General features: G+C 60.7%; 16 protein-coding genes. 10 read left to right on the top strand and 6 right to left on the bottom strand.

All coding sequences use genetic code 11. The annotated features are described in order from the left end of the window. Nucleotides 1-146: 146 nt before the first annotated feature. Nucleotides 147-638, bottom strand: coding sequence for an OsmC family protein (locus I6F38_RS08250; protein ID WP_225159905.1), 492 nt, complete (start codon nt 636-638; stop codon nt 147-149). Nucleotides 639-802: 164 nt separating this feature from the next. Next, entirely contained in the window at nt 803-1,066 is a 264-nt protein-coding gene (locus I6F38_RS08245; RefSeq protein WP_225159904.1) for a hypothetical protein, read from the bottom strand. Between the two features lie 571 nt (nt 1,067-1,637). On the opposite strand from I6F38_RS08245, the gene I6F38_RS08240 reads away from it, so the two are divergent. From I6F38_RS08240 to I6F38_RS08230, 3 genes are all read left to right on the top strand, one after another. After that, nucleotides 1,638-2,879, top strand: coding sequence for an efflux RND transporter periplasmic adaptor subunit (locus tag I6F38_RS08240; RefSeq protein WP_225159903.1), 1,242 nt, complete (start codon nt 1,638-1,640; stop codon nt 2,877-2,879). Next, nucleotides 2,876-6,049 carry a multidrug efflux RND transporter permease subunit gene (locus I6F38_RS08235; protein ID WP_225159902.1) on the top strand — a complete coding sequence of 1,058 codons (3,174 nt, stop codon included), beginning with the start codon at nt 2,876-2,878 and terminating at the stop codon, nt 6,047-6,049. Before I6F38_RS08240 ends, I6F38_RS08235 begins: the two co-directional genes overlap by 4 nt. A 395-nt stretch (nt 6,050-6,444) precedes the next feature. Next, nucleotides 6,445-12,327 (top strand): AAA family ATPase, encoded by a 5,883-nt coding sequence (locus I6F38_RS08230; RefSeq protein ID WP_225159901.1) that lies wholly within the window; start codon nt 6,445-6,447, stop codon nt 12,325-12,327. Here the strand turns inward: I6F38_RS08230 and I6F38_RS08225 are convergent. Then, entirely contained in the window at nt 12,322-12,714 is a 393-nt protein-coding gene (locus tag I6F38_RS08225) for a response regulator (RefSeq protein WP_225159900.1), read from the bottom strand. The genes I6F38_RS08230 and I6F38_RS08225 overlap by 6 nt on opposite strands. 229 nt (nt 12,715-12,943) lie before the next feature. Between I6F38_RS08225 and I6F38_RS08220 the strand changes: the two genes are divergently transcribed. The 7 genes from I6F38_RS08220 (at nt 12,944) to I6F38_RS08190 (ending at nt 20,738) form a co-directional block, all read left to right on the top strand. Then, the gene (locus tag I6F38_RS08220) at nt 12,944-13,579 is read left to right on the top strand and encodes a response regulator (protein WP_225159899.1); all 636 of its coding nucleotides are present in this window, start codon (nt 12,944-12,946) and stop codon (nt 13,577-13,579) included. Between the two features lie 352 nt (nt 13,580-13,931). Then, the gene (locus tag I6F38_RS08215) at nt 13,932-14,915 is read left to right on the top strand and encodes a LysR family transcriptional regulator (RefSeq protein ID WP_225159898.1); all 984 of its coding nucleotides are present in this window, start codon (nt 13,932-13,934) and stop codon (nt 14,913-14,915) included. A gap of 302 nt (nt 14,916-15,217) precedes the next feature. After that, nucleotides 15,218-15,619 (top strand): hypothetical protein, encoded by a 402-nt coding sequence (locus I6F38_RS08210; RefSeq protein WP_225159896.1) that lies wholly within the window; start codon nt 15,218-15,220, stop codon nt 15,617-15,619. A 169-nt stretch (nt 15,620-15,788) separates the two neighbouring features. Continuing rightward, nucleotides 15,789-16,814: a hypothetical protein gene (locus I6F38_RS08205; protein ID WP_225159894.1), complete on the top strand. Its 1,026-nt coding sequence runs from the start codon at nt 15,789-15,791 to the stop codon at nt 16,812-16,814. 325 nt (nt 16,815-17,139) lie between these two features. Further along, complete coding sequence (locus I6F38_RS08200) at nt 17,140-18,819, top strand: GMC oxidoreductase (protein ID WP_225159892.1); 1,680 nt, start codon at nt 17,140-17,142, stop codon at nt 18,817-18,819. 78 nt (nt 18,820-18,897) lie between these two features. Beyond that, entirely contained in the window at nt 18,898-19,413 is a 516-nt protein-coding gene (locus I6F38_RS08195; protein WP_225159890.1) for a DNA starvation/stationary phase protection protein, read from the top strand. Nucleotides 19,414-19,499: 86 nt separating this feature from the next. Continuing rightward, nucleotides 19,500-20,738 (top strand): DUF3095 domain-containing protein, encoded by a 1,239-nt coding sequence (locus I6F38_RS08190; protein WP_225159887.1) that lies wholly within the window; start codon nt 19,500-19,502, stop codon nt 20,736-20,738. 52 nt (nt 20,739-20,790) lie between these two features. Here the strand turns inward: I6F38_RS08190 and I6F38_RS08185 are convergent, their stop codons facing one another. From I6F38_RS08185 to I6F38_RS08175, 3 genes are all read right to left on the bottom strand, one after another. Further along, nucleotides 20,791-21,807 carry an AraC family transcriptional regulator gene (locus I6F38_RS08185; RefSeq protein WP_225159885.1) on the bottom strand — a complete coding sequence of 339 codons (1,017 nt, stop codon included), beginning with the start codon at nt 21,805-21,807 and terminating at the stop codon, nt 20,791-20,793. A 237-nt stretch (nt 21,808-22,044) separates the two neighbouring features. After that, nucleotides 22,045-24,273, bottom strand: coding sequence for a xanthine dehydrogenase family protein molybdopterin-binding subunit (locus I6F38_RS08180; protein WP_225159882.1), 2,229 nt, complete (start codon nt 24,271-24,273; stop codon nt 22,045-22,047). Beyond that, nucleotides 24,257-24,712 (bottom strand): (2Fe-2S)-binding protein, encoded by a 456-nt coding sequence (locus I6F38_RS08175; RefSeq protein ID WP_225159880.1) that lies wholly within the window; start codon nt 24,710-24,712, stop codon nt 24,257-24,259. The genes I6F38_RS08180 and I6F38_RS08175 overlap by 17 nt, the downstream gene beginning before the upstream one ends. Nucleotides 24,713-24,887 lie beyond the last annotated feature (175 nt).

Genomic DNA, 24,887 nt, shown 5'->3' with positions numbered 1-24,887 from the left:
CCATCGGGGCGAAAGATCAAGGCGCGTCAGCGGTGAGCCGCGGAGCGAATGCCCCGCGGGGGCCTCGCGGGGTCGCGAACTGGAGACCCTGCGGGTATGATAGGCTGCGATTGCCCCGGTGCAGTGATCGACGGCACTAGAGACGCTCAATCCGGAGTAATATTCGGGATCGGAAGTAGAGCCAGGTCATCCTCGTAGCTGGCTGGAGAGCTTTCGTTGTGGCCGGAAGCTGTAACGTCCAGGCGTGTGGTAATATCCGCGCTAATGCCGAGAATTTGGCCTACGGGACAGAGGTTTGCGGCTTCCAGCAAGAATGCGCGCTGCTGCGCGTCGAGTTCTCCTTCCAGCACGAGGGTGCGCTCGAACGAATCTCTTTCGCCCTGGGCGCCGTGGTGGAAGCTGACGCCCACCTCCAGCCGCTCCAGCGGTAGTTTCTGGCGTCGAGCCTGAAAACGAACGCTCATAGCGGTGCATGCGGCAAGAGACGCGCTGAGAAGGTCGTAAGGATTGGGTCCAGAAGAAATGTGGCCGACGCCATCTGGGCCGCCGACAGGAAACCGAGATTCGCCGATATGGCCAACCAGCGCGCCATGATTGGTGAGGTCGCTTGCGACGACAACTTCGCGGGTCTTGGTCATGATTAGGTCCCGATCGTTCGGATGACTGATCCACCGGCTTCGACGAGTGTGTACGCCAGTGGCAGCGCCAAATAACTCTTGGCGTTCATGCGAGATCCCAGCGCTGCGTCCGCTCCAGCCAGTGCGCTCAGCAAGTAAATCCGGCGACCATTCAGGTAAAGCTATCATGTCCATTCCCGCCGGGAATGCTCCGTGAAGCCAGTGTCGAAGTCCCAGTGAACAAATCCGTGAACGTGTGTAGCGGGCTCAATGGTCTTTCCGTTCGCGAACAATGCATTAGCTTCCAGCGAGCCGAAGTCCCGGTCGGAAAGAATGCGAACGAGCGCGCAGCCTTCCAGCTCAGTCCTCAAACCATCGAGTTTCGAGGTGACGATACCCCGCCCAGCCTTCGCGTCGGCGATCGCGCATTCAGTGATTGTTGCTGCCAATTGACTTTCCAGGTGGGTGGACGCAACGACGCCTGTCGTTGCGGAGGAGAACGGTGGCGAAACATGGGGCGGGGCCGATAACGAGCGTGGTGCGGTCGTCTCCTGAATGATCCTTAAGTGTCTGGCGCGGAGTGACCTCTTCGTCGAGACGCGCCAGATTGTAAAAATGCGTTTGAGTTATTGATGCAGACCATGAATGGGCCACAGTGCCGCGCGCGCTTTTGCGGCTCTTACGCCATGTACGAGCTTCGCTCGGAGCCCTTTACGCATCGATTGCCGGCGACTGTACGCAGCCTGGAAGCTTCTGCAGAGTGAAAACGTCGCGGCTTCGAGTGCCATGCGGCTTGTGGCGTTCCCCGCTACGGCGTCCACGCTCGCGCGGCGAGCGGCAATAACGACCGTTTATCGACTCCATGGCGAGAGGTGATTTCCGTCGCCAGTGTTGCAAGGTCACTTTCAAAAGCATCGTCGAGCCGAAACTTGCGGTTTCGCGATCGGCACGCGGAACACGATGGAAAGATTGAGAGTGGGTCGATATGCAAAGCAACGATGTAATCGAAATCGTCGCGCCATGGGCACGCTGACACTGCGACCCGGCGGGGCCTTAGCGGCGGCGGAGCCTCCGGCTCCGGCGCGAAGTTCGTTTCGTCGCCTTCGATGCGGTTTCGCATCGGTCGGTCTGCTGTTCGCGCTGGCGCTCGCTGGCTGCGACGAGAAGGCGCAATCGCAGGCGGCCGCGCCGCCGCCGGTGACGGTGGCGCAACCGGTCAAACGGACCGTCACCGATTGGGACGAGTTCACCGGCCGCTTCGAGGCGATAAAGGAGGTTCAGGTCCGTGCCCGCGTCGGCGGCTTCGTCAACAGTGTAGAGTTCAAGGATGGTGCGATCGTCCGCGCCGGCGACCTGCTTTACGTCATCGATCCGCGCCCGTTCGAGGCGGTCGTGCTGCAAGCCGAGGGGCAACTCGCCGACGCACGCGCCAAAGGGGAGCTTGCGAAGCGCGATCTCGATCGCGGCCTGACCCTCGTGCAGACCAGCGCGGTCTCCGAACAAGTCGTCGACCAGCGCCGCCAGGCACTGCAGGCGGCGCGTGCCGCCGAGACGCAGGCCGAAGGCGGGCTGAAGGCGGCCCAGCTCAATGTCGAATTCACCCATGTGCTGGCGCCGATCACCGGCCGCGTCAGCCGCCATCTGGTGACGCCGGGCAATCTGGTGCAGGGCAGCGAGGGCGGTGCGACGCTGCTCACCTCGATCGTGTCGCTCGACCCGATATACATTTATTTCGACGTCGACGAGGCGACCTATCAGCGCAACAGTAAGCTCTGGTTCGAAGGCAAGCGTCCGAGCTCGCGCGACGCGCCGAACCCGGTGCAGGTGACGCTGACCGGCGAAACAAAGCCGTCGCATGAGGGGAAGATGGACTTCCTCGACAATCGACTGGATGTCTCGACCGCGACGCTGCGCAGCCGCGCGATCATCCCGAACAAGGATCTCTCGATCCTGCCCGGGCAGTTCGGGCGGGTTCGAATCATCGGCTCCGCGCCCTACGAGGCGCTGCTGATCCCTGACACTGCTGTCGCCAGCGACCAGTCGCGCAAGATCGTGTTCGTGGTCAAGGACGACAACACAGTGGAGGCAAGGGCGGTGGTGCTCGGGCCGCTCGATGAAGGGCTGCGCGTGATTCGCGAGGGCCTCAAAGCGGAGGATCACGTCATCGTCGACGGGCTGCAGCGCGCCCGCGTCGGCGCCAAGGTGACACCGAAAATGGCGCAGGCGCCGGCGGGCGATAAGCCAGCAGGTGCCAAGCCATGAATCTCGGAAGGCTTTCCATCAACCAGCCCATCCTGGCGATGGTGCTGTCGATCGTGCTCGTGATCGTCGGCGCGATCGCCTACCAGACGCTGCCGGTCTCGGAATATCCGCAGGTGGCGCCGCCGACCGTTACCGTCACCACGCAATATCCGGGCGCCTCGGCGCAGACCGTATCCGACACCGTCGCCGCCCCGATCGAGCAGGAGATCAACGGCGTCGAGGACATGCTGTATCTCTACAGCCAGGCGACCTCGAACGGCCAGCTCACCATCACCGTCACGTTCAAGCTCGGCACCGACCTCGACAAGGCCCAGGTGCTGGTGCAGAACCGTGTCGCGATCGCGCAGCCGCGGCTGCCCGAGGAGGTGCAGCGCAACGGTGTCGTCACCCGCAAGAATTCGCCCGACATCCTGATGGCCGTGTTCGTGCTGTCGCCCGACGACACGTTCGATCAGCTCTACATCTCAAACTACACGTTGCTGCAGGTCCGCGATCAGCTTTTGCGGCTCGACGGCGTCGGCGACATCCAGATGTTCGGCGCGCGCGACTACTCGATGCGGTTGTGGCTCGATCCCGACCGGATCGCCAATCTCGGTCTGACATCGAGCGAGGTGATAGCGGCGATCCGCGCGCAGAACCTGCAGATCACGGGCGGACAGATCGCGGAGCCGCCGATAGCCGATCGTGCATTCCAGCCGAACCTCGTCTTCACTGGGCGCCTCAAAGATATCAGGCAGTTCGAGGACATCGTGGTGAAGGCCGGCTCCGACGGCCGTACCGTGCGGCTGCGCGACGTTGCCCGCGTCGAGCTCGGTGCGCTGTCCTACGCCACCGGCAGCTTCGTCCTGCGCAAGTCGGCCGTCGCAATGGTGGTGACGCAACGGCCCGGATCGAACGCGCTCGCCACCGCGAAAAGCATCTCGGACACGATGGAGAGGCTGAAGACGAGCTTCCCTAGGGGACTCGACTACAATATCGGCTACAATCCCACCGAATTCATCGCCCAATCGGTCCATGAGCTGGTCAAGACGATCTACGAGGCGATGGCGCTCGTCGTCATCGTGGTGCTCGTGTTTTTGCAGGGGTGGCGGCCTGCGATCATCCCGATCGTCGCGATTCCGGTGTCGCTGGTCGGCACCTTCGCGGTGATGGCGGTGCTCGGATTCTCGATCAATAATTTAACGCTGTTCGGTCTGGTTCTCGCGGTCGGCATCGTGGTCGACGACGCCATCGTGGTTGTCGAGAATGTCGAGCGACATCTGCAGCTCGGTATGAGCCGGCGCGAGGCGGCGCTCAAGACCATGGAGGAGGTCGGCGGCGCGCTGGTCTCGATCGCGCTGGTGCTCTGCGCGGTGTTCGTGCCGACTGCCTTCCTGGGCGGCATTTCCGGACAGTTCTTCCAGCAATTCGCCGTCACCATTGCGGTCGCGACCGCCATCTCCCTATTCTGCTCGCTGACGTTATCACCGGCACTGGCCTCGCAGATCCTTACTCCGCACGAGGAGAAACGTCCGCCGGCGCGCTGGAACATCATCGCACGCGGCTGGGACAGCTTCACCGCGCTGTTCGACCGCATCTTCGATCGCCTGGCGCGCGGCTACGCGGCCGCCGCCGGCTTTGTGATTCGGCATACGGTGGTGATGCTTGTGATCTATCTCGTGCTGATCGGCAGCGCCGGCTGGCTGCTCGCCACCACCTCGCAGGGCTTCATTCCCGCGCAGGATCGCGGTTACCTCATCATCTCGGCACAATTGCCAGGCGCCGCATCGCTGGCGCGGACCACTGCGGTGGTGCGCGAAATCGAGCGGATTGCGCTGGATACGCCAGGTATCGTGCGTGTCGGGGCCTTTGCCGGGTTTTCCGGAGCGACGCGCACGCAGGCCGGCAACGCCGCGGCGTTGTTCCCGGTGTTCGACGAGCCGGAGGCACGGCAGAAGAAGGGGTTGTCGGCCAACGCGATCACAGCCGATCTGCGCAAGCGGCTGTCGGTGATCGAGGGCGCTTTCGTCATCGTCATTCCACCGCCCGCGGTCCCGGGCATCGGCACCGGCGGCGGCTTCACCATCCGTATCCAGGATCGGCAAGGTCGCGGCCCAGAGCTGCTGGCAGCCGCGACCGACGAGCTCGTCGCCGCAGCGCGCAAGGCGCCCGGGTTGACGCAGGTGTTCTCGCCCTTCACGGTCAATACGCCGCAACTCTTCGTCGACATCGATCGCGTCAAGGCGCAGAAGCTCGGGGTGCCGATCGCCAACATCAATGACACCATCCAGACCTATTTCGGCTCGACCTATGTCAACGACTTCAACCTGTTCGGGCGTACCTATCACGTCACCGCACAGGCCGATCTCCCGTTCCGCAAGGAGGGCGCGGATCTCGCGCGGCTGCGCACCCGTAACGCCGCCGGCGATATGGTGATGCTCGGAAGCGTCGTGGACTTCAAGGATATCTCGGGACCCGATCGTGTCGCGCGCTACAATCTCTACGCTGCGTCCGAACTGCAGGGTGAGCCGGCACCGGGCGTGAGCTCGACGACGGCGCTCAACGCCATCAAGCAACTGGCCGACAAAACATTGCCGAGCGGCTTTTCGTTGGAATGGACCGATCTGTCCTATCAACAGGTGACAGGTGGCAATGCCGGCCTCTATGTGTTCCCGATCTGTGTGCTGTTCGTCTATCTGGTGCTGGCGGCGCAATATGGCAGCTGGACGCTGCCGTTCGCGGTGATCCTGATCGTGCCGATGTGCCTGTTCGCGGCCACCATCGGCGTGCGCATCATGGGCCAGGACGTCAACATCCTGACCCAGATCGGCTTCGTGGTGCTGGTGGGGCTTGCTGCCAAGAACGCGATCCTGATCGTCGAGTTCGCGCGCGACATCGAGCTCGAGGGCAGACCGCGGCTGGAGGCTGTTATCGAGGCCTGCCGGCTCCGCCTGCGGCCGATCCTGATGACGTCGTTCGCCTTCATCCTCGGCGTGCTGCCGCTGGTGGTGTCGACCGGTTCCGGCTCGGAGATGCGTCAGGCGGTCGGCGTCGCCGTGTTCTTCGGCATGCTCGGCGTCACGCTGTTCGGCCTGATCTTCACGCCGATCTTCTACATGGTGGTGCGGAACCTCGCGGAAGGCAAGAACGAGGGCAAGCCGAACCAGACGACGGCGGCGGCGGCGGAGTGAGCCGCGGCGTCGATGCGCGATGAAGCCGGAACACTATCTCCGTTACACTGAGGAGCGCGGGACGCGCCTGGGCTCGATGACGTACCGTCTCTGCCGAGTCCAGCATGCGCGCCAGCTTCGGAAGGATTTCCCTTCCAGGATCGGTGAGCTGCGTCAGCTGGGGCTCGCGATGGCTGAGTTCCAGCTCGAGTCTCTGCACCCTGAGGGCGGGCAAATCGCTCCAAATTGCTGCTAAACGAAGCCGCGTCCGCCGTACCCGGCAAGACGGGGGTGGCGGCTGGCATTTCTCGGGCGATGGAGTACGATTTCTCCAGGCTGGAGTGAGGCAGCGTGTGTGGCGAAGAGCTTGATCAGCCGACTTCAAGCCGAAGCCCGACGCCAGAGTCTGACAGAGGGTGCAACAGTTGCTGAACGTCGCGTACTCGGACGGCAGCTCTCAGGTGTTGTGGGAGGACGGCGAGCGCGTCTTCAGCCGAGGCTGGCGACTGGACGACAATGGCAACCGGGTTGCTGTGTTGCTTGTTGCCCCCGCCGCCGATCACCCGTCGCGGACAAGACTCGATCGCCTGACGCACGAATACGAGCTGAAAGATGAGCTCGACGCGGCATGGGCGGTGCGGCCGCTGGCCCTCATGCGCGACGCCGGTCGGACCGTGCTAGTGCTCGATGATCCGGGCGGCGAGCGGCTCGACTGTTTGCTCGGTGGGCCCATGGAGGTAGGACGCTTTCTGCGCCTTGCTATCGCTGTTTCCTCGGCTGTGGGCAAGCTTCATCAGCGCGGGCTCATCCACAAAGACATCAAGCCAGCCAATATTGTGGTGGACTGCGCGGATGGACACGTGCGGCTCACCGGGTTTGGCATCGCATCGCGCCTGTCCCGCGAGCGGCAGGCGCCCGAGCCGCCCGAGACCATCGCCGGTACGCTTGCCTACATGGCACCCGAACAAACCGGGCGGATGAACCGCTCGATCGACGCCCGCAGCGATCTCTACGCCCTCGGCGTCACGCTGTACCAGATGCTCACGGGCGTTCTGCCCTTCACGGCGGCCAACCCGATGGAATGGGTGCACTGCCATATTGCAAGACCACCGGCGCCGCCCCGCGAGCGGTTAAAAAACCTCCCAGGCTCCGTCTCTGCGATCATTATGAAGCTGCTCGCCAAGACTGCTGAGGAGCGTTACCAGACGGCTGCAGGCGCCGAGAGCGATCTACGGCGTTGCCTTGCTGAATGGGAAATCCGAGGCGGTATCGACGAATTCCCGCCCGGGGAACACGACATTCCGGACCGGCTGCTGATCCCCGAGAAATTGTATGGTCGGACAGCCGAGATCAAAACCCTGCTTGCCTCCTTCGACCGCATCGTCGCCGGCTGCAGGCCGGAGTTGGTGCTGGTTTCCGGATACTCCGGCATCGGCAAGTCTGCGGTCGTCAACGAGCTTCATAAGCGACTTGTTCTGCCCCGCGGCTTTTTTGCATCGGGCAAGTTTGACCAGTACAAGCGCGACATCCCCTACGCCACCCTTGCGCAGGCCTTTCAGAGCCTGATCCGCCCGCTTCTGAGCAAGACCGAAGCGGAGCTGCGGCAATGGCGGGAGGCGCTGCTCGAGGCGCTCGAACCGAACGGTCGGCTTATTGTTGATCTCATCCCGGAATTGAAGCACATCATCGGCGAACAGCCGCCGGTCCCCGAGCTGCCGCTACAGGATGCACAGGGCCGCTTTCAGCTGGTGTTCCGGCGATTTATCAGCGTATTCGCGCGGCCGGAACATCCGCTCGCCCTGTTCCTCGACGATCTCCAATGGCTCGATGCAGCAACGCTCGATCTGCTCGAGGATCTGTTGACCCGGCCGGGTGTGCAGAACCTGTTGTTGATTGGCGCTTACCGCGACAACGAAGTCGATCCCATCCACCCGCTGATGCGCAAGCTCGAAGCGATGCGCCAAGCTGGAGCGATATTGCAAGACATCGTATTGGCGCCCCTAACCTGTGAAGACTTGGGAAAACTAGTCGCGGATTCTGTTCACAGCGAACCAGAGAGAATCACGCCACTGGCGCAACTGATCCACGAGAAGACAACCGGCAATCCGTTTTTCGCTATTCAGTTCATTTCTGCGCTCGCCGACGAAGCATTGCTCACTTTCGATTATGGCGAGGCGCGATGGTGCTGGGACCTGAATCGCATTCACGCCAAAGGTTACACCGACAATGTGGTGGACCTTATGGTGGGGAGGCTGAACCGCCTGTCCGCCGAAACTCGAAACGCATTGCAGAAGCTCGCCTGCCTGGGCAACGACGCAGGGTTCACCATGTTGCGGATCGTTTACCAGGACTCCGCCGAGGAGATGCATGGCCAGCTTTGGGAAGCGGTGCGAGCAGGGCTGATCTTTCGTTCGGAAGATTCCTACAAGTTTCTCCACGACCGTGTCCAGGAAGCCGTCTACTCCTTGATCCCTGAGGAATCACGTGCTGAAGCCCATCTCCGAATTGGGATGCTGCTCGCAGCGCAGACTCCTCCAGAGAAGCTGGAGGAGACGATCTTCGAAATCGTCAATCAGCTCAACCGCGGCTCGCATCTCATCACGTCAGTTGAGAGGCTTGAGCGGGTCGCAGAGTTGAATTTCATTGCAGGTAGACGCGCCAAGACCGCGACAGCGTATGTCTCGGCGCTGAACTATTTTATCTCCGGCGCGGCGCTGCTGCGAAAGGAATCTTGGGAGCGCCAGCACGACCTGATCTTTGAGCTGGAACTGCACCGGGCCGAATGTGAATTCCTCACTGGTGCACTGGCGGAAGCCGAGCCGCGACTGGCGATGCTGTCGGCCCGTGCCGCAACGACGATCGAACGAGCGCGCGTCACGTGCCTGCAGGTAGATCTTTACACAACCCTAGATCAGGGTAGCCGCGCGATCGCAGTCGGTCTCGACTATCTACGGCATCTGGGCATCGACTGGTCGCCGCACCCGACGGAAGAAGAGGTTCGGCGCGAGTATGAGCGGATCTGGTCCCAACTCGGCTCCCGCACGATCGAAAGCCTCATTGATCTGCCTTTGATGAGCAATGCCGCATCGCTCGCGACCCTCGACGTCCTAACGAAGCTCGGGCCGCCTGCCCACTATACGGATTCGAAACTACGTTCGATGGTCATCTGTCGAGCAGTCAATCTCAGCCTCGAGGGCGGCAACTGTGACGGCTCGTGCTACGCCTATGCAGTGCTTGGCAGGCTTACTGGGCCGGAATTCGGCGATTATCAGGCAGGACCTCGATTCGGCCGTCTCGGCTATGAACTGGTCGAACAGCGCGGGCTAAAGCGCTTCCAGGCCAGGACCTACTTGAACTTTGGATATTTGCTCATGTTCTGGACGCGGCATGTCCGGGAAGGTCGTGATCTGCTACGCCGCGCGTTTGAGACGGCAAACCAGATCGGTGACCTTACTTTTGCGGCGTACTACTACACTCACCTGAACACGTATCTGCTCGCGGCGGGCGATCCGCTAGATAATGTGCAAGTCGAGATCGAGCATGGTCTCACGTTCGCACGGAATATACAGTTCGGTTTTGCGATTGACTCCATCGCCGGCCAGCTTGGACTGGTTCGAACACTCCGCGGCTTGACGCCGATTTTCGGTTGCTTTGACGATGGCCAGTTTGACGAACTGGTACTGGAATCCCGCTTCCGCGAGAACCCGGATCTGGCGTTGGCCGCGGGCTCGTACTGGACCCGCAAGCTGCAGGCGCGCTTCTTTGCCGGCGACAATGCGGGTGCCCTCGAGGCCTCATTGAGGGCGCAACAGCTGCAGCCGACATCGGCGTCTTTTTTCGAATGCGCGGAATACCACTTTTACAGTGCGCTCTCGAGAGCGGCATCCTGCGAGTCCGCGGCGGCCGGCCAATGGCAGGAGCATGTCAGGGCACTGGCCGCGCACCACCGACAGCTCGAGGTCTGGGCGATGGCTTGCCCGGAAAACTTCGAGAACCGCGCCGCACTCGTCGGGGCGGAGATCGCCCGGATCGAAGGCCGCGCGCTCGATGCCGAACACCTTTACGAGCACGCTATCCGCTCGGCACACACGCACGGTTTGGTCCACAACGAGGCGCTCGCCAACGAAGTCGCCGCACGCTTCTATGCCGCACGCGGGTTCGAGAAGATCGCGCGTGCCTACCTGCAGGACGCGCGGTACGCATACATCCGTTGGGGAGCCGACGGCAAGGTACGCCAACTCGACGAGTTGTATCCGCATCTCCGGGAGGAAAAGCCGGTTGCCGGTCCCACAAGCACAATCGGCGCATCCGTCGAACAACTGGATCTAGCTACTGTTATCAAAGTCTCGCAAGCTGTGTCGGGCGAGATCGTCCTGGAAAAACTGATCGACACGCTGATGCGCACAGCGATTGAGCACGCGGGGGCCGGGCGAGGTCTGTTGATCCTTGCGGCAGGTGATGGGTATCGGATTGAGGCGGAAGTCACGACCAGCAATAATACGGTGACCGTCGGTCAGCGACGAGCAAGTGTAACCGCTGCGGATCTGCCGGAGTCCATCCTACACTACGTGATCCGGACGAAGGAGAGCGTTCTTCTCCACGATGCCGCAGCCGCGAACCCGTTTTCCGCCGACAAGTACCTTCATCGGCATCACGCCCGTTCAATTCTCTGCCTGCCGTTGCTCAAACAAGGCAGACTGGCCGGCGTACTCTACCTCGAAAACAACCTGGCAGCTCACGTTTTCACCTCTGACCGCGTCACAGTGCTGAAGGTCCTTGCATCGCAGGCGGCAATCTCGCTCGAAAACTCGCGGCTTTACCGCGACGTCGCAGATCGCGAAGGCAAGATTCGGCGCTTGGTCGACGCCAACATCATTGGGATCCTGATTGCCGACCGCGACGATCGAATTCTTGAAGCCAATGACGCATTTCTACGTATCTTGGGATATGACCGTGAGGACTTGGTTTCGGGCCGCGTACGCTGGACCGAGTTGTCCTCGCCTGAATGGCGCGAGCGTGATCTGTTGACTCAGGCCGAATTGAACTCGACCGGCATAGTTCACCCCTTCGAGAAGGAGTATGTCCGAAAAGACGGCAGTCGCGTTCCTGTGCTTATCGGCGCCGCTGTGTTCAAAGAAGGAGGCGACGAGCGCCTTGCGTTCGTGCTCGATTTGACAGAGCGCAAGCGCGTCGAGGAAGCGCTTAGTCAAGCCCAGAAACTGACCCGCACTGGCAATTGGATCTATAACGCGACAACGATGCGTTACCTCTATTGGTCGGACGAGAGTTACCGGATCTGGGGGTTTGATCCGCTGCAGGGCCTTCCAAGTCGACAAAGTATGTGGGAACGCATTCACCCAGAGGACCGCGACAGGGTGTGGGCAGCGATTCAGGAGGCCGTGCACCAAAAAAGAGATTTCATAGACGAGTTCAGGCTCCTCTTACCTGATGGAACACTCAAATGGGTCGAAGGAACCAGCTATCATGTGTTTTCCCCAGGGGGCACGCTGGCCGAGGTTATCACCACAACCGTTGATGTGACGGAACGAAGGCGGGCACGGAACGAACGCGAAAAGCTGCGCCAGCTCGAGTTGGATTTCGCCCATATGAACCGCGTGAACGTGATGGGAGAATTGGCCGCCTCGCTGTCTCACGAAATTCTGCATCCGATCGCTACCGCTCGCAATAACGCCCGTGCAGGGATACGCTTTTTGGAAAAGAATCCGCCAAATCTGGATGAGACCACGGAAGCCCTCGCTTGCGTTGTCAGGGACACGGACCGAGCCAAGGACATCATCGGACGGATGCGTGATCACATTAAGAAGGCGCCTTTGCGAAAGGAGCGTTTTGATCTCAATTCGGCTACCAACGAAGTGATTTCGCTGGCGCAAAGCGTGATTCACAAAAATGGCATTTCAGTCCAGACCCGGCTTGCAGACGGACGGCTTCCGGTTATGGGGGATTGCGTTCAACTGCAACAGGTCTTGCTGAACTTGATTCTGAACGCGGCTGAAGAAATGGGCTCGGTTGAGGAAGGGGCAAGAGAGCTATTGATCATCACCGAGGAGGGTCAGACAGGCGCCCTCGTATCCGTTCGCGATTCGGGGCGGGGCATCGATCCGGAGCATCTCGATCGGGTCTTCGACGCCTTTTACACGACGAAGTCCGGCGGAACAGGGATGGGGTTGTCGATATGCCGCTCCATCATCCACGCACATGGGGGCAAGTTGTGGGCGGAAGCGAACGAACCTCGCGGCGCGGTATTTCAGTTTACCCTGCCGGCGGACAACGACTCATGAATTGTCCTCAATCGGCGTACCCGGCTGCAGAGCCGAACGCAGGCATCGCTCGATACAGTCGTCGTCCACTGGCTTGCTGAGGTAGCAAACAATCCCATCCTTTAGAGCCCGATCCCTGACGACCTCATCGGGGTAGGCGGTAACGAGGATCGTCGGGATTGCGTACCCTGCATCGACCAAATGCTTGTGCAACTCGACTCCAGTCATTCCGGGCATGTGAACGTCGGCGATCAAGCAGGTGGTTTCCGGCAAAAAGCGTGACGCCAGGAAATCGGCTGCTGACGGAAACGCCTCGACTGTGTAGCCCATTAACACTATGAGCTTTCGCATTGACTCACGATAGAGCTGATCATCGTCGACGATCGCTATCAGTGCTCGGTTCAACATTGCCGGTTCCAGGCGCCTTCCTCGCTCCACTACACTGGCGGCATACCTCGCGCCTGCATGCAATTTCTAGTGTCCAGGACATTCCGCAATAATGCAATGACCGCGCCCGTAAGCGATGGCTTAGGCATCCGGCTGTACGCTTAGGCAAAAGATACCTGTTCATCTCGACTGATTGTGCGTAGAGTGACGTCGAATAGAGAAACGCGCTTCCCCACGCAGGATACCGGGAATGGATGAGGCAAATCCCAGTGTCTTGGTTATCGATGACGATCCCGAGTTTCGCGACTCGGTCGCGCGGCTGTTGCGGTCAGTCGGCTTGCATGCCCGACAGTTTTCGTCTGTTCCCGATTTTCTCAGGGCCGATCTGCCGGACGGTCCTACTTGCCTGGTGCTCGACGTAAGGATGCCGGGGCGAAGCGGTCTTGAGCTTCAACGCGAACTTGTCGCCGCAAAGAGGCAAGTGCCGATTATCTTCATCACGGCGCACGCCGACGTGCCGATGACCGTGCAGGCGATGAAGGGCGGTGCGATAGAGTTCCTTACAAAGCCATTCCGTGATCAGGATCTGCTTGACGCCATTGAGGCCGGCCTCGCTCGCGATCGCGCCCGTCGAGAGAGTGATAGCGCATTGGCTGCGCTCAAGGAGCGTTTCGACATGCTCAGCTCCCGTGAGCGTGAAGTTATGCTCGGCGTCGTGGCCGGTCGCCTGAACAAACAGGTTGCCAACGACATCGGCATCGCCGAGTCCACGGTGAAGGTGCATCGCGTGAACCTGATGCGGAAGATGAAGGCACGTTCGCTCCCCGAGCTCAGCCGGATGGCGGACCTTCTCAATATAAGACTAGAACACCCGCAGAACTCCTGAGCCGGAAAGGCATGTCCTCAGTGTTTTCGTACGAGGGCGCCGTCTACTCGCAAATTGCGTCCATCGCATTTTTCTGCGCCGCTGATCCTCTCCCTTAGCTGCACATCCGGTCAACGGGTTCGGGGCGTGAGGTTTACGCCCTCACTTCTAAGCGATCGCTTAGCACACGTAGCGACAAGCTAACCTCGCAGTACCTCCGCGCAATCGATCGCAGCCCCTCAAGCCATCAAAATACGGCCGGTGACAGTCACGTCGTCTTCCCTCTTTGTGAACGATCACGAGCGCTCCAGTCCGGACGGGGCATCGCAAGACCCGTCAGTATCGACAGCCGCACGTTGACGGAGAACAGCCCATGGAGCTTCATCAGGTTCGCTACTTCCTCGCCGTCGCGTCCACGCTCAACTTCACCCGCGCCGCCGAACATTGCAATGTCACGCAGCCCGCCCTGACCAAGGGGGTGCAGAAGCTCGAGCAGGAACTCGGCGGCCAGTTGATCTACCGCGAACGCCAGCTGACTCAACTCACCGATCTTGGAAAGGAAGTCCTTCCGATGCTGGAGCGCACACTGGCCTCGGCAGAGGGGGTGCGTCGCCGAGCCCAGGAGTTCCAACGCAAGGAGGTTGCGCCACTGAAGATTGGCCTCGCCCCATCCATCTCGGCGTCCCTCGTCCTCGATCCGATCGCGGAGATCGCAAAGTTCGTTCCTGGACTTCACGTCGAACTGCGCGAGGGCGCGGCGGAGAAGCTCGTCGACCTCTTGCTTGAGGGGGAGATCAACGCCGCAATGGTCGGGGACGTGGGGGACATGCCCGACCGCATCGACGACTGGTTGCTGTTCGAGGAGCGCTACGTCGCGGTTCTCGCGCCGACACACCAGCTCGCCAACCGTCCTTCCATCGGCATCGACGACCTCCGTGAGACCGTCTTGCTGGAGCGCGCTGGATGCGACGTCGCCCCGAAGATCCAGCGGTCGTACTTCCCCGAGGGACCGCCCCTCCTCGGCCATTGCAGCGGTCACGACTCACACCTGCAGCACATGGCTGCCGCCGGCTTCGGCGTGATACTGGCGCCCGAGCACATGCCGCGCCTTCCGACGCTCAAGACCATTCCGCTCGAAGGCGACCCGGTTTCGCGCGAGGTGCGGCTACTGGCTGTGCAGGGGCGCCGCTACTCGCCGGCACTGGACGCTTTCGTCAAGGTCGCGCGGCTTCGCGACTGGTCGTTCGTCGTTCGCGCAGGTGAATTCGTGGAATGCGTCCAGCGTCCGGGGAGAGCATGTAGCGCATGCGTTCACTGCGGCCGATTCAAAAGCCCAAACGCGCTACGCATGAAGTGAACAATGCTGTCTTACCAAGCCTTCCCTGACCTCGACAGCCGGACGCTGAAGCACCGCCCTCGGACACTCGCGGTCGACGCGCCAAACTAACCCGCTTCCATGACGCCGGGCGAGTGGAATGGAAACGATAACGACCGGGCATTTCTAATGGTTGGCGTGCCGGCGTACCCTTACTGCTCGTCTAACCGGACTGGCCCGTGACGGAGTGCTTACCATCACAGGATCGCGAAATCGCCCTCTTGGGTGGATGCACCTTCCACGTCGCATGGACCCGCTCGAGTAACCAAGCAGAGGAGTCTCCGATGTCGTTTCGCTTCATCACCAAGTCTATCCACGCCTACCTGATCGACTATCCTGTTGCGATCGCCTTGATCGTAGCTCCGTTCGTGCTGAAGCTCGGCCAAAGCGGGCCCCTTGCGGTGGAGCTTTCGGTTGTCGCCGGTGTGGCCGCGCTGCTCTTGGCAGCGCTGACCGACCATCCCACCGGTCTCGTCCGCATCATTCCCTACTGGCTGCACCTTTGGGTCGATCGCGCCGTCGGGGTGGTCTTTGTCATCGCACCGTTTGCCTTCAAATTCGCGGGGCTCGACGCCTGGTACTACTGGGTCCTCGCTGCGGCTGTCCTGCTCACGACGTCAGTCCTGAACGCGCCTGAGGAGTCAGTCGCGATGCGGCCGGAATTGGGCAAGCGCGTGGCTGGCTGAAAGCTGCGATGGCGTCGTCGAAACGTCGCTGATGTTCGCCTGCCGCCATCGGTCACGAACCCGTGCGCTTGCGGCTGGGCCGGGATCATTCTTGATGGCGCCGATGGTGGAGGGCTAATACGGCGCAAGCCCTCGCCGGATCGGGCGGCTGAGATTTAAGGGGTCTAAGATGAACGCGTTTGCTCAGCCGCGGGACCGAAGCGCCGTGATTGGGCCACGCTTCGACTATTTGGCGCTGGCTCCCGCAGCGGCGGCCATTTGCTACCCTTTTCTACTCCGCGCCTTTCATGCCGTCGTCGGCACGCAGGCCGCAATGCCTTCGCCTCTCGCAATTGTCGCCGCGATCTTGATCCTGGCCGTGGCGCTCGTCGTGCCGTTTCTCGCGCTCGTGCTCGCTTGCCGGTCCGACGCCGATCCAGGAGCGCGGCGGCTCGCCTATGCCGGCGTGGCGGCCCCAACGCTCTATGTCTTTCTTGGCGTCGTTCAGGCCCTGATTCATAGCCCCATCCCAGACGAAATCGTGTGGTGCGCGCTTTGGCTCGCAATCGCGATTTGGTCACAGGCCGCCCGCAATCCCGTCGCTGCAACGCGCCCGACCGTGGGGCGCTGGCGCATCGTCCACGGAATGACGGCCGTGGTCTTGGGCCTATACGTGGGGTTCCATCTAGCCAATCACCTGTTTGGGTTGATCGGCCCCGACGCACATGCGGCAGTCATGAAGATCGGTCGCGTTGTCTACCGCTCTTTCGTGGGTGAACCGCTGCTGGTCGCGGCCATGCTTTTTCAGATCGGCACCGGCCTGCTTCTGGCATGGCGTTGGAGTGCTGCCCCGCAAGGCTTCCATCGGACATTTCAGGTCGCCTCGGGGGCCTACCTCTTGCTGTTCATCCTCGGGCACATGAACTCGGTTTTCATCTACGCGCGAAGCTTTCTCGGTATACCGACCGATTGGAATTTCGCGATCGGAGCCCCGACCGGGCTCATTCATGACGCATGGAATATCCGGCTGTTGCCTCATTACGCGCTCGGCGTCTTCTTTGTCCTAAGCCATCTTACGTCGGGATTACGAATGGTGCTGATCGCGCATGGCGTCAATCGACGCGCCGCAAATCGTCTTTGGGGCGCGGGCGTGGTAATAAGCGCGGCTATCTCGGCCGCGATCATCGCCGGTATGTGCGGGGTTCGGATCGGTTAGGCGACGGCGGTAGTGTTGGTCCCGAGTCATGACGGCGCGGCCGGAGTCGCTGTGACACGCTGACCGCGTCTTTTTCGTCGAGCGCGAGAGCACGTCTCGCGAAACGCTGCGACGCCCTCTGATACGTCACCGATGCCGGTGAGGCGAACGTCGCCAGGGTGACCTCGGGGAGCGACAATAACGATCGTCTATCGACTCTATGGCGAGAGGTGATTTCCCTCGCCGGCGTTGCAGGGTCACTCTCCAAAAGGAAGGTCCAATCAATCTCTAGGTCAGGCGCCGCGATAGCGAGGCGTCGGCTACGGACGTTGATTGAACGATACAAATGGCGCGAAAGAGAAAGACGCTGATGTCTCAAGAGGGGTACGACATTGTCATTGTTGGCGCGGGCGCGGCCGGCTGCGTCGTCGCGAGTTATCTCGCCGAACACACCGATGCGTCGATCGCGCTGATCGAAGCGGGCGACGCGGATCACGATCCATTCATCCACATTCCCGCCGGCTTCGCCAATATCTTGGCCCACGACCGGCATGTCTGGAAATACGAGACAGTTCCCCAGCACGGCACCAAGCGAGCATTTCGCTCAGGCAAGGTGCTCGGCGGTGGCTCCTCGATCAACGCGATGTGTTACGTCCGTGGTCAGATACGCGATTACGCCGGGTGGCAGGACGCGGCAGGCGATACCGGCAAATGGTCCTATGAAGACCTGCTTCCCGTCTTCATGGCACAGGAAAGCAACGATACTTTCCACGACGAATATCACGGTATCAATGGTGGTCTGGCGGTTCAGTTGCCCAAGGGCATCAACAAGCTGAACCAATACTGCCTGAAGGCCTTCCAGGAATATGGGGTCCCCTATAATCCCGACTATAACGGCGAGAGCCAGATCGGCGTCTCGCCGGTGCAGTCTACGGTTGGAGATGCGCGGCGGTGCAGCGCGGTCGACGCTTATCTTCGTCCGCACCTCGCCTCGGGCCGCGTGACCCTCCTCACCGGCAAGACCGTCATTCGCATCTTCGTCGAGAACAAGCGGGCTGTCGGCGTCGAGCTCGTGGACAACGAGAGGATCATGGCCGGCGAGGTCGTGCTGTCGGCCGGCGCCGTCCACAGTCCGAAAATCCTCATGCATTCGGGCATCGGGCCAGCGGAGCAGCTTCGCCAGCACGACATCGCGGTGATCGTCGATTCTCCGGAGGTGGGCGAAAATCTTCACGACCACCCGATGGTACCGGTTCGTGCCTACGTAAAAGGCGATCTCGGCTACCAGGCTGCCGCGCACGGCCTCGGCACCATAAAGGCGGGCCTGCGTTATATTATCACCAAGGATGGTCCGGCGGCGGGCAACGGCATCGAGTCGGTGACCCACTGGAATCCGTCCGACTTCGCCGCCGATCCCACGATCCAATGCTATCACTCTCCTGTCGTCTTGAACGAGCAACTCAGCGCAACGGGCGACCGCTCCGGCTTCACCTTCGAAACCGTGGTGCTTCAGCCCAAGAGCCGCGGTTGGGTGCGACTGGCCGACAGCGACCCCACATCGATGCCCCTCATCAACCCGAACTTCATGGGCGAGGAGGAAGACGTGAGGGCCGCGGTGGAAGCGGTGCGTGCGGTCCGCGAGGTTATGGCTCAGGAGTCATTGGCGTCGGTAATCGAAGAGGAGATGGATCCCGGTCCGGGTATCCAGTCGGACGCCGAGATCGCCGAATGGGTGAAGCGCGTCGTGACGACGATGTGGCACCCGGTGGGCACGTGCCGGATGGGCCAGGATGCGCGAGCGGTGGTTGACGCAAGGCTCAGGGTCCGTGGGGTTGAAGGTCTCCGGGTAATCGACGCCTCGATCATGCCGAACATCACCAGCGGCAATACCAACGCCCCGACCCAGGCGCTCGCGCGCCACGCCACGGCGATGCTGGTCGAGGATCTGAAGAGGACCCAGCGAGCTCTGGCGCAAGCCGGCGACAGCGATAGTCGCAATCTTCCTGATCGTGACCCATCGCGGTGAACGGTTCCGCAGAATTGCCTATTCAGAGCCATCACCCGGCGGACAGCAGACTGCATCAACCCTGAAGGAGAGATCAAAATGAGTCTAGAAGACGCGAGAAAGCGCCGCGAGGCACCGCTCTCCACGACGAGCAATCTCGGCTCCAATGCTACGAAGGATATTTCAGCCGCCCTCACTGCGCTTCTGGCAGACGTGTTCGCGCTTTACGTCAAGACCAAGAACTTTCATTGGCACATATCAGGCCCGCATTTCCGGGATTACCATCTCCTTCTCGACGAGCAGGCCGCGCAGATCTTCGCGATGACGGACGAGATCGCGGAAAGAGCCCGCAAGATCGGCGGCACAACGATCCGCTCGATCGGCCACATCGCCAGGGTGAAGCATATCGAGGACAACGATGCGGATTTCGTCACACCCGAAGGCATGCTGGCCGAGCTGAAGGAAGACAACCTGGCGCTCACCCAGCGCATGCGCCAGACCCACAATGTCTGCGACGAGTTTGGCGATGTCGCCACGGCCAGCCTGATCGAAAACTGGATCGACGAGACGGAACGTCGCACATGGTTCCTGTTCGAGACGACCAGGAGAGCTTGACCCCGAGCGCACGCCTACCCGATGCCTGTGTGTCGCAGAGGCAGTGGTCTCACTCTGAACTCCGACGACGACCGAAGGGAGTGCGCATGATGGTGGATGGATCAGAGCCGGCCTTCGAAGTCGGTCTTTTCCAGACAAAGGTTGACCACGAGGCCGAAGACGACAGCTTCTATCAGGCGCTTGTGCCCTTCGACTCCTTTGATGACGTAGTGCGGCGAGATCGGTATCGCCCTCTACCTAATGACTGGATCATCGCCGTTACGGACGTCAGCCGTTCGACCGGAGCTATTGAACAAGGACGATACCGCGAGGTGAATACGGCCGGTGCAGCGGTTCTTGCTGCCGTCAGCAATGCACTGCCCGACCTACAGTTTCCGTCCACGTTCGGAGGAGATGGCGCGAGCTTCGCAGCGCCCAGCTCCTATTCGTCCATCATCAGGGATGCGCTGGCAAAAACTGCCGCTTGGGCTGAAGACGCATTGGGTCTCACGTTGCGCATTGCAGTCATTCCTATCGCGGACATTCGCGCTCAGCACTTGGACGTTCTGGTAGCTCGCTTCGCGCCCTCTTCGAATGTCACCTACGCGATGTTTGCCGGCGGAGGGCTTGCCTGGGCAGAGCGCAAACTCAAGCAAGGCGGCTACATCGTCCCGCGCGCGCCCGTGGGAGCAACAGCCGACCTCACGGGTCTTTCGTGCCGGTTTGCGCCGATCAGTACTAAGCACGGCGTCATCTTGTCTCTTATCGTTGTTCCGAGCGATGATCCGACTTCGTTCGTGGAGCTCATACAAGAGCTCCTGCGGACGCTCCGTTCACATGAGCCGGGCCTACATCCATTGCCTGCCGAAGGCCCGCTCCCCGCATGGTCCGTCGACTATCTTGATCATGCCATCAAGAAAGGCAGCCGAAAGATGCCCTTCGCGGCTTGGGCTGCGAAGTGCTCGCGCGCCATTCTGGCGCGGGTGGGCATTCTACCGGGACTTCCTATTGGCGGCTTTGATGAAGATCGGTTTCAACGAGAGCTTGTGGAGAATACAGACTACCGAAAATTCGATGACGGCCTACGTATGACAGTGGACTGCTCGACTGAACTCGCCGACGTCATAGACGCACGCCTGGAAGAGGCTCAGCGACGAGGTGCATGCCTTTTTGGGACGCATCGACAGCTGGCTGCAAATCTTACATGCTTTGTGCCATCACCCACGCGAGCTGATCACGTGCACTTCGTTGACGGTGCTTCCGGCGGCTACGCATACGCCGCAGCCAACTTGAAGCGAAATGTTGCGGGCGGAGAAGCACCTCAGTCTGAGCGCCGCTCTGCATGAGGCACAGCGCGACGTTGCGGGCGGCCTCCTTCTTGCTTTGGGATTGCTGTTCTCAGATATCCTTCTGGGCTTTACCCTTCTTGGCTATCCGCCGATAGTCGCTTGGATCCCGATTGTGCGCCTTTCGAAAAGCGCGCACAAAACTTGAACGGCTCTCGTACCCCGCATTGAGAGCAACGACGTCGATCGACATCGTCGTTGTCGTCAAATCGATCGCGGCCTGGCGCATTCTCAAGTCGCGCAAGATGGTCATCGGGGATTGTCCAAAGATGTCCGAGAAACGCGCCATGAACGCCGAACGACTCAACCCTGCACTGTGTGCCAAGCTTTGAACTGAATGGGCGGCTCCCGGCCGCGCCACCATATCTGCGAATGCGCGGGTGACCTGCCTGTCGGCAAGTATCGAAAATCGCTCAGTCCACCGCTGGGATGACTTGAGGGACCGTCGCACCAATGAGACAACGATCTGCTTGAGCAGAGACGCTGTCATGGCTCCAACGCCGACCTCTTGCTGTAGCAACTCGTCCATGGCCTCGCGAAGCTTGAGATCGATCCTGTCCGCCGGCTCGAATTGCTCGATGACCGGTTCGCGGAGTTCTCCGAACAGCCTCACAGACTGACCAAAGGATGCGTTGAAAAAGCCGCATATCTGGACGATTTCGGGTTGCTTGTTCGGCATGGCGACGCGGAGGATGCCGTCTTGACGAGTCCAGCAGTCTCTCGAAATGAGCTTCGGTGGGTTACTTCCACCGTCAACTTCGATCACGAACGGAGTGTTTGGCGGCACGATGATGAGCAAATGAGGGCTCAACGGTATCATCGGTCCGCCGTTGATCGAAATGCGTCCCACCCCACTTAAGTTGTAGTGGATCCCGGGTACGTCAATCGTCCCAAATTCGACTCGATGGCCGTGCGGCACCAAAATCTCAGTCAGCGCGATGACATCGATGTCGAGCGCCTGCATCAAGTTGTTGAGGTCTGTTGTAGACAATTTGACAGTGGAACCCGCGGGCGCCGAAAGGTTCTGCCCGATGAGAGCCTGCTTTGGAACCGCCTTCGAAGTGTGCATGACTGTGGTGGCCCTTTACTGCCGGCTACCGGCACCGATCGTGCTCCGAAACCTGTTCTCCAAGGATCAGCGGGGCGCCGCCATGCTGTTCGTACCACTGAACCTCGTTTCTTGCCATTAGACGAAATTTGGACCTGCGGAGAAAGCGAATGCTCCAATAGTCATTATGCTCCGGGGCTTTAGTTCCCCACTGTCATCCCGTGCGCGCTACAACGCGCGTGGGATGATGGGTAAGGACTAAGACGACGACTTCAGCGAATTTGTATCGATCGGCAGGCTGCGCACACGCTTGCCGGTCGCGGCGAAGATCGCATTGGTCACTGCAGCACTGACAATGGCTGTCGGAGCTTCACCAATGCCACCTGGAGCTTTTGCGTTCTTAATCAGGTGCGTCTCCACCACCGGTACCTCATCGATACGCATTGGCAGATAGCTGTCGAAATTGCTCTGCTCGACGCGTCCATCCTTGAAGGTGATCGAGCCATGGAGCGCAGCGGTCAGCCCGAAAAGCGTTCCACCCTGAACCTGTGCTTCGATCGTATCGGGATTGACGTACATGCCGCAATCAATCGCACAGACGATCCGCTTGACTTTGACAGAGCCATCGGCCGCCACCTCGACCTCGGCGACCTGCGAGGTGTAGCTTCCGTATGCGAATTGCACCGAAATCCCGCGGCCATGCCGCGCGGGGAGTGGTGATCCCCACCCAGCTTTTTCCGCAGCAAGCGACAGAACAGCAAGCGCTCGCGGATTGTGGCCAAGCAATCCCTTGCGATAGGCGACGGGATCCTGCTTCGCGGCATGCGCGAGCTCATCTATGAAGCTTTCGACCACAAAAACATTGTGAGTCGGTCCGACACCGCGCCACCAGGAAGTCCTGACACCAGGGGGCTCGACCCGGACAAAGTCGACGTGGATATTGGGCAGTGCATAGGGCGGCTCGGCCGCCGCTTCGATGGCATCGGGGTCCAATCCGTCCTTGAAGTAAGGGGGATAATAGCGGGCCATGACCGAGGAGCCGGCGATCCGATGCGTCCAGGCAACCGGCTTGCCGGCCGCATCAAGTCCGGCCGACAGCCGATCGAGATAGTACGGCCGATACATGTCGTGCTGAATGTCTTCCTCCCGGCTCCAGATCACTTTCAGCGGGCCGTCGACGTGCTTGGCGATCTTGACGGCGAGGATCGTGCCATCGGCTTCCAGCCTTCGACCGAAGCCACCGCCAATCAGGTGATTGTGAATTTTGATCGCATCCGTTGGCAGGCCGGTGAGTTCGGCCACCTGAGACTGCGTGATCGTAGGCGCCTGTGTCCCGACCCAAATGTCGCAACGATCCTTCTGCAGATGAACGGTACAGTTCATCGGCTCCATCGCCGCATGGGCCAGGAAAGGCACCTGATAGATGGCGTCAACCCGTTGCGCTGACGCCGCAAGTGCCTTCCCCACATCCCCGACGTTACGGGCAACGGCGCCCGGCTTTTTGGATTCCTCCTCCAATTGCTTGACGATATCGGCGTTGTTGACCTTGCCGTTCGGCCCGTCGTCCCACGTGATGGCGGCGGCCTCGAGCCCCTTCTTCGCCGCACCCATGTGATCCGCTACCATGGCAACAGCTTCATCGATATTGACCACCTGCCGGACGCCCTTCACTGCCAGCGCGGCCTTCTCGTCCACCGTTTTCGCTTTGCCACCGAGCACGGGCGAAATAGCAACCGCCGCGACCTTCATACCCGGCAGTCGCGTATCGATGCCGTAGAGCGCGCGCCCATCGACCTTTATTGCTGAATCCACGCGCCTGGCACGCGTGCCGATCAGGGTGAAATCCTTCGCATCCTTCAATTTGACGTTTGCCGCCGACGGCACAGGCAATTTCGCCGCCGCTGTCGCAAGTTCGCCGTAGCTCAGATGCTTCGAGCCTGACGCATCGAACACGACGCCGTCCTTGGCGCGGCAAGTCGCCGGATCGACATTCCAGCGCTTTGCCGCTGCCGCGATCAGCAGATTACGGCCTACTGCCCCCGCCTGACGCAGTGGTGTCCAGAAGGCGCGGACAGAGGCGGAACCACCTGTATTTTGAATGCCTATGATCGAGTTGACGTAAAGCGCATGATTTGGCGGCGCATGCTGAACCTGAATCTGGTCAAGCTTCACTTCCAGTTCTTCAGCGAGGAGCATCGAGAGCGACGTGTAAACCCCCTGTCCCATCTCGATCATCGGAATGACCAGGGTCACGGCGCCGGTTGGATTGATCCGTATAAATCCGTTCGGCGCGAAAGTACCCGTGACCTCGCTTTCGACCACCTGCGAAGCAGGCGCAGCGAAGACGGACTCGGTGCTCGCACCAGTCAGCGCAAAACCAAGCAGCAAACCCGTGCCCTGAAGAAAGGCGCGCCGCGACATCGCTGTTTCATCGACAATCTGCTCTTTCAGAACAAGCTCATCCATGATTTCAAACTCCTGCAGCATGCTTGATCGCTGCGCGGATGCGGTGATAGGTGCCGCATCGGCAGACATTGCCCGACATGGCAGCGTCGATGTCATCATCCGTCGGCTTCGGCGTGCCCTTCAGCAGCGCCGCCGCCGACATGATCTGGCCGGACTGGCAGTAGCCGCACTGCACCACCTCGAGCTCCAGCCACGCCTTCTGCAAGGGCGCGCCCTGCGGCGTCTGGCCGATCGCCTCGATGGTGGTGATCGCACTGTCGCCGACGCTGTCGACCGGCGTCTGGCAGGAGCGGACCGGCTGGCCGTCGAGATGCACGGTGCAGGCGCCGCACAGCGCCTGGCCGCAACCGAATTTGGTCCCGGTCATGTCGAGTACGTCGCGCAGCACCCACAGCAGCGGGACGTCGCCATCGACATCGACCTCATGAGGCGTGCTATTGATCCTTAACGTAAAAGCCATGGATGCCTCCGGAGCGCGTTGGGAGTGAGCGGTGTGCCAATCAACGTCACTCATGAAATCCGCGAAAGCTCTACGCATTGATCGCAACGCGGGACGAAGCTTTCCAATAGCCGGCATGTATAGTTTCCATAGCAATGGGGAATGCTCGCAAACCGGATGGCTAAGCAGGAAACTG

Origin of the sequence: Bradyrhizobium sp. BRP56 (assembly GCF_020194035.1) — a bacterium.
GTDB lineage: Bacteria > Pseudomonadota > Alphaproteobacteria > Rhizobiales > Xanthobacteraceae > Bradyrhizobium > Bradyrhizobium australafricanum.
This window is presented reverse-complemented; position numbering and strand designations above follow the sequence as displayed.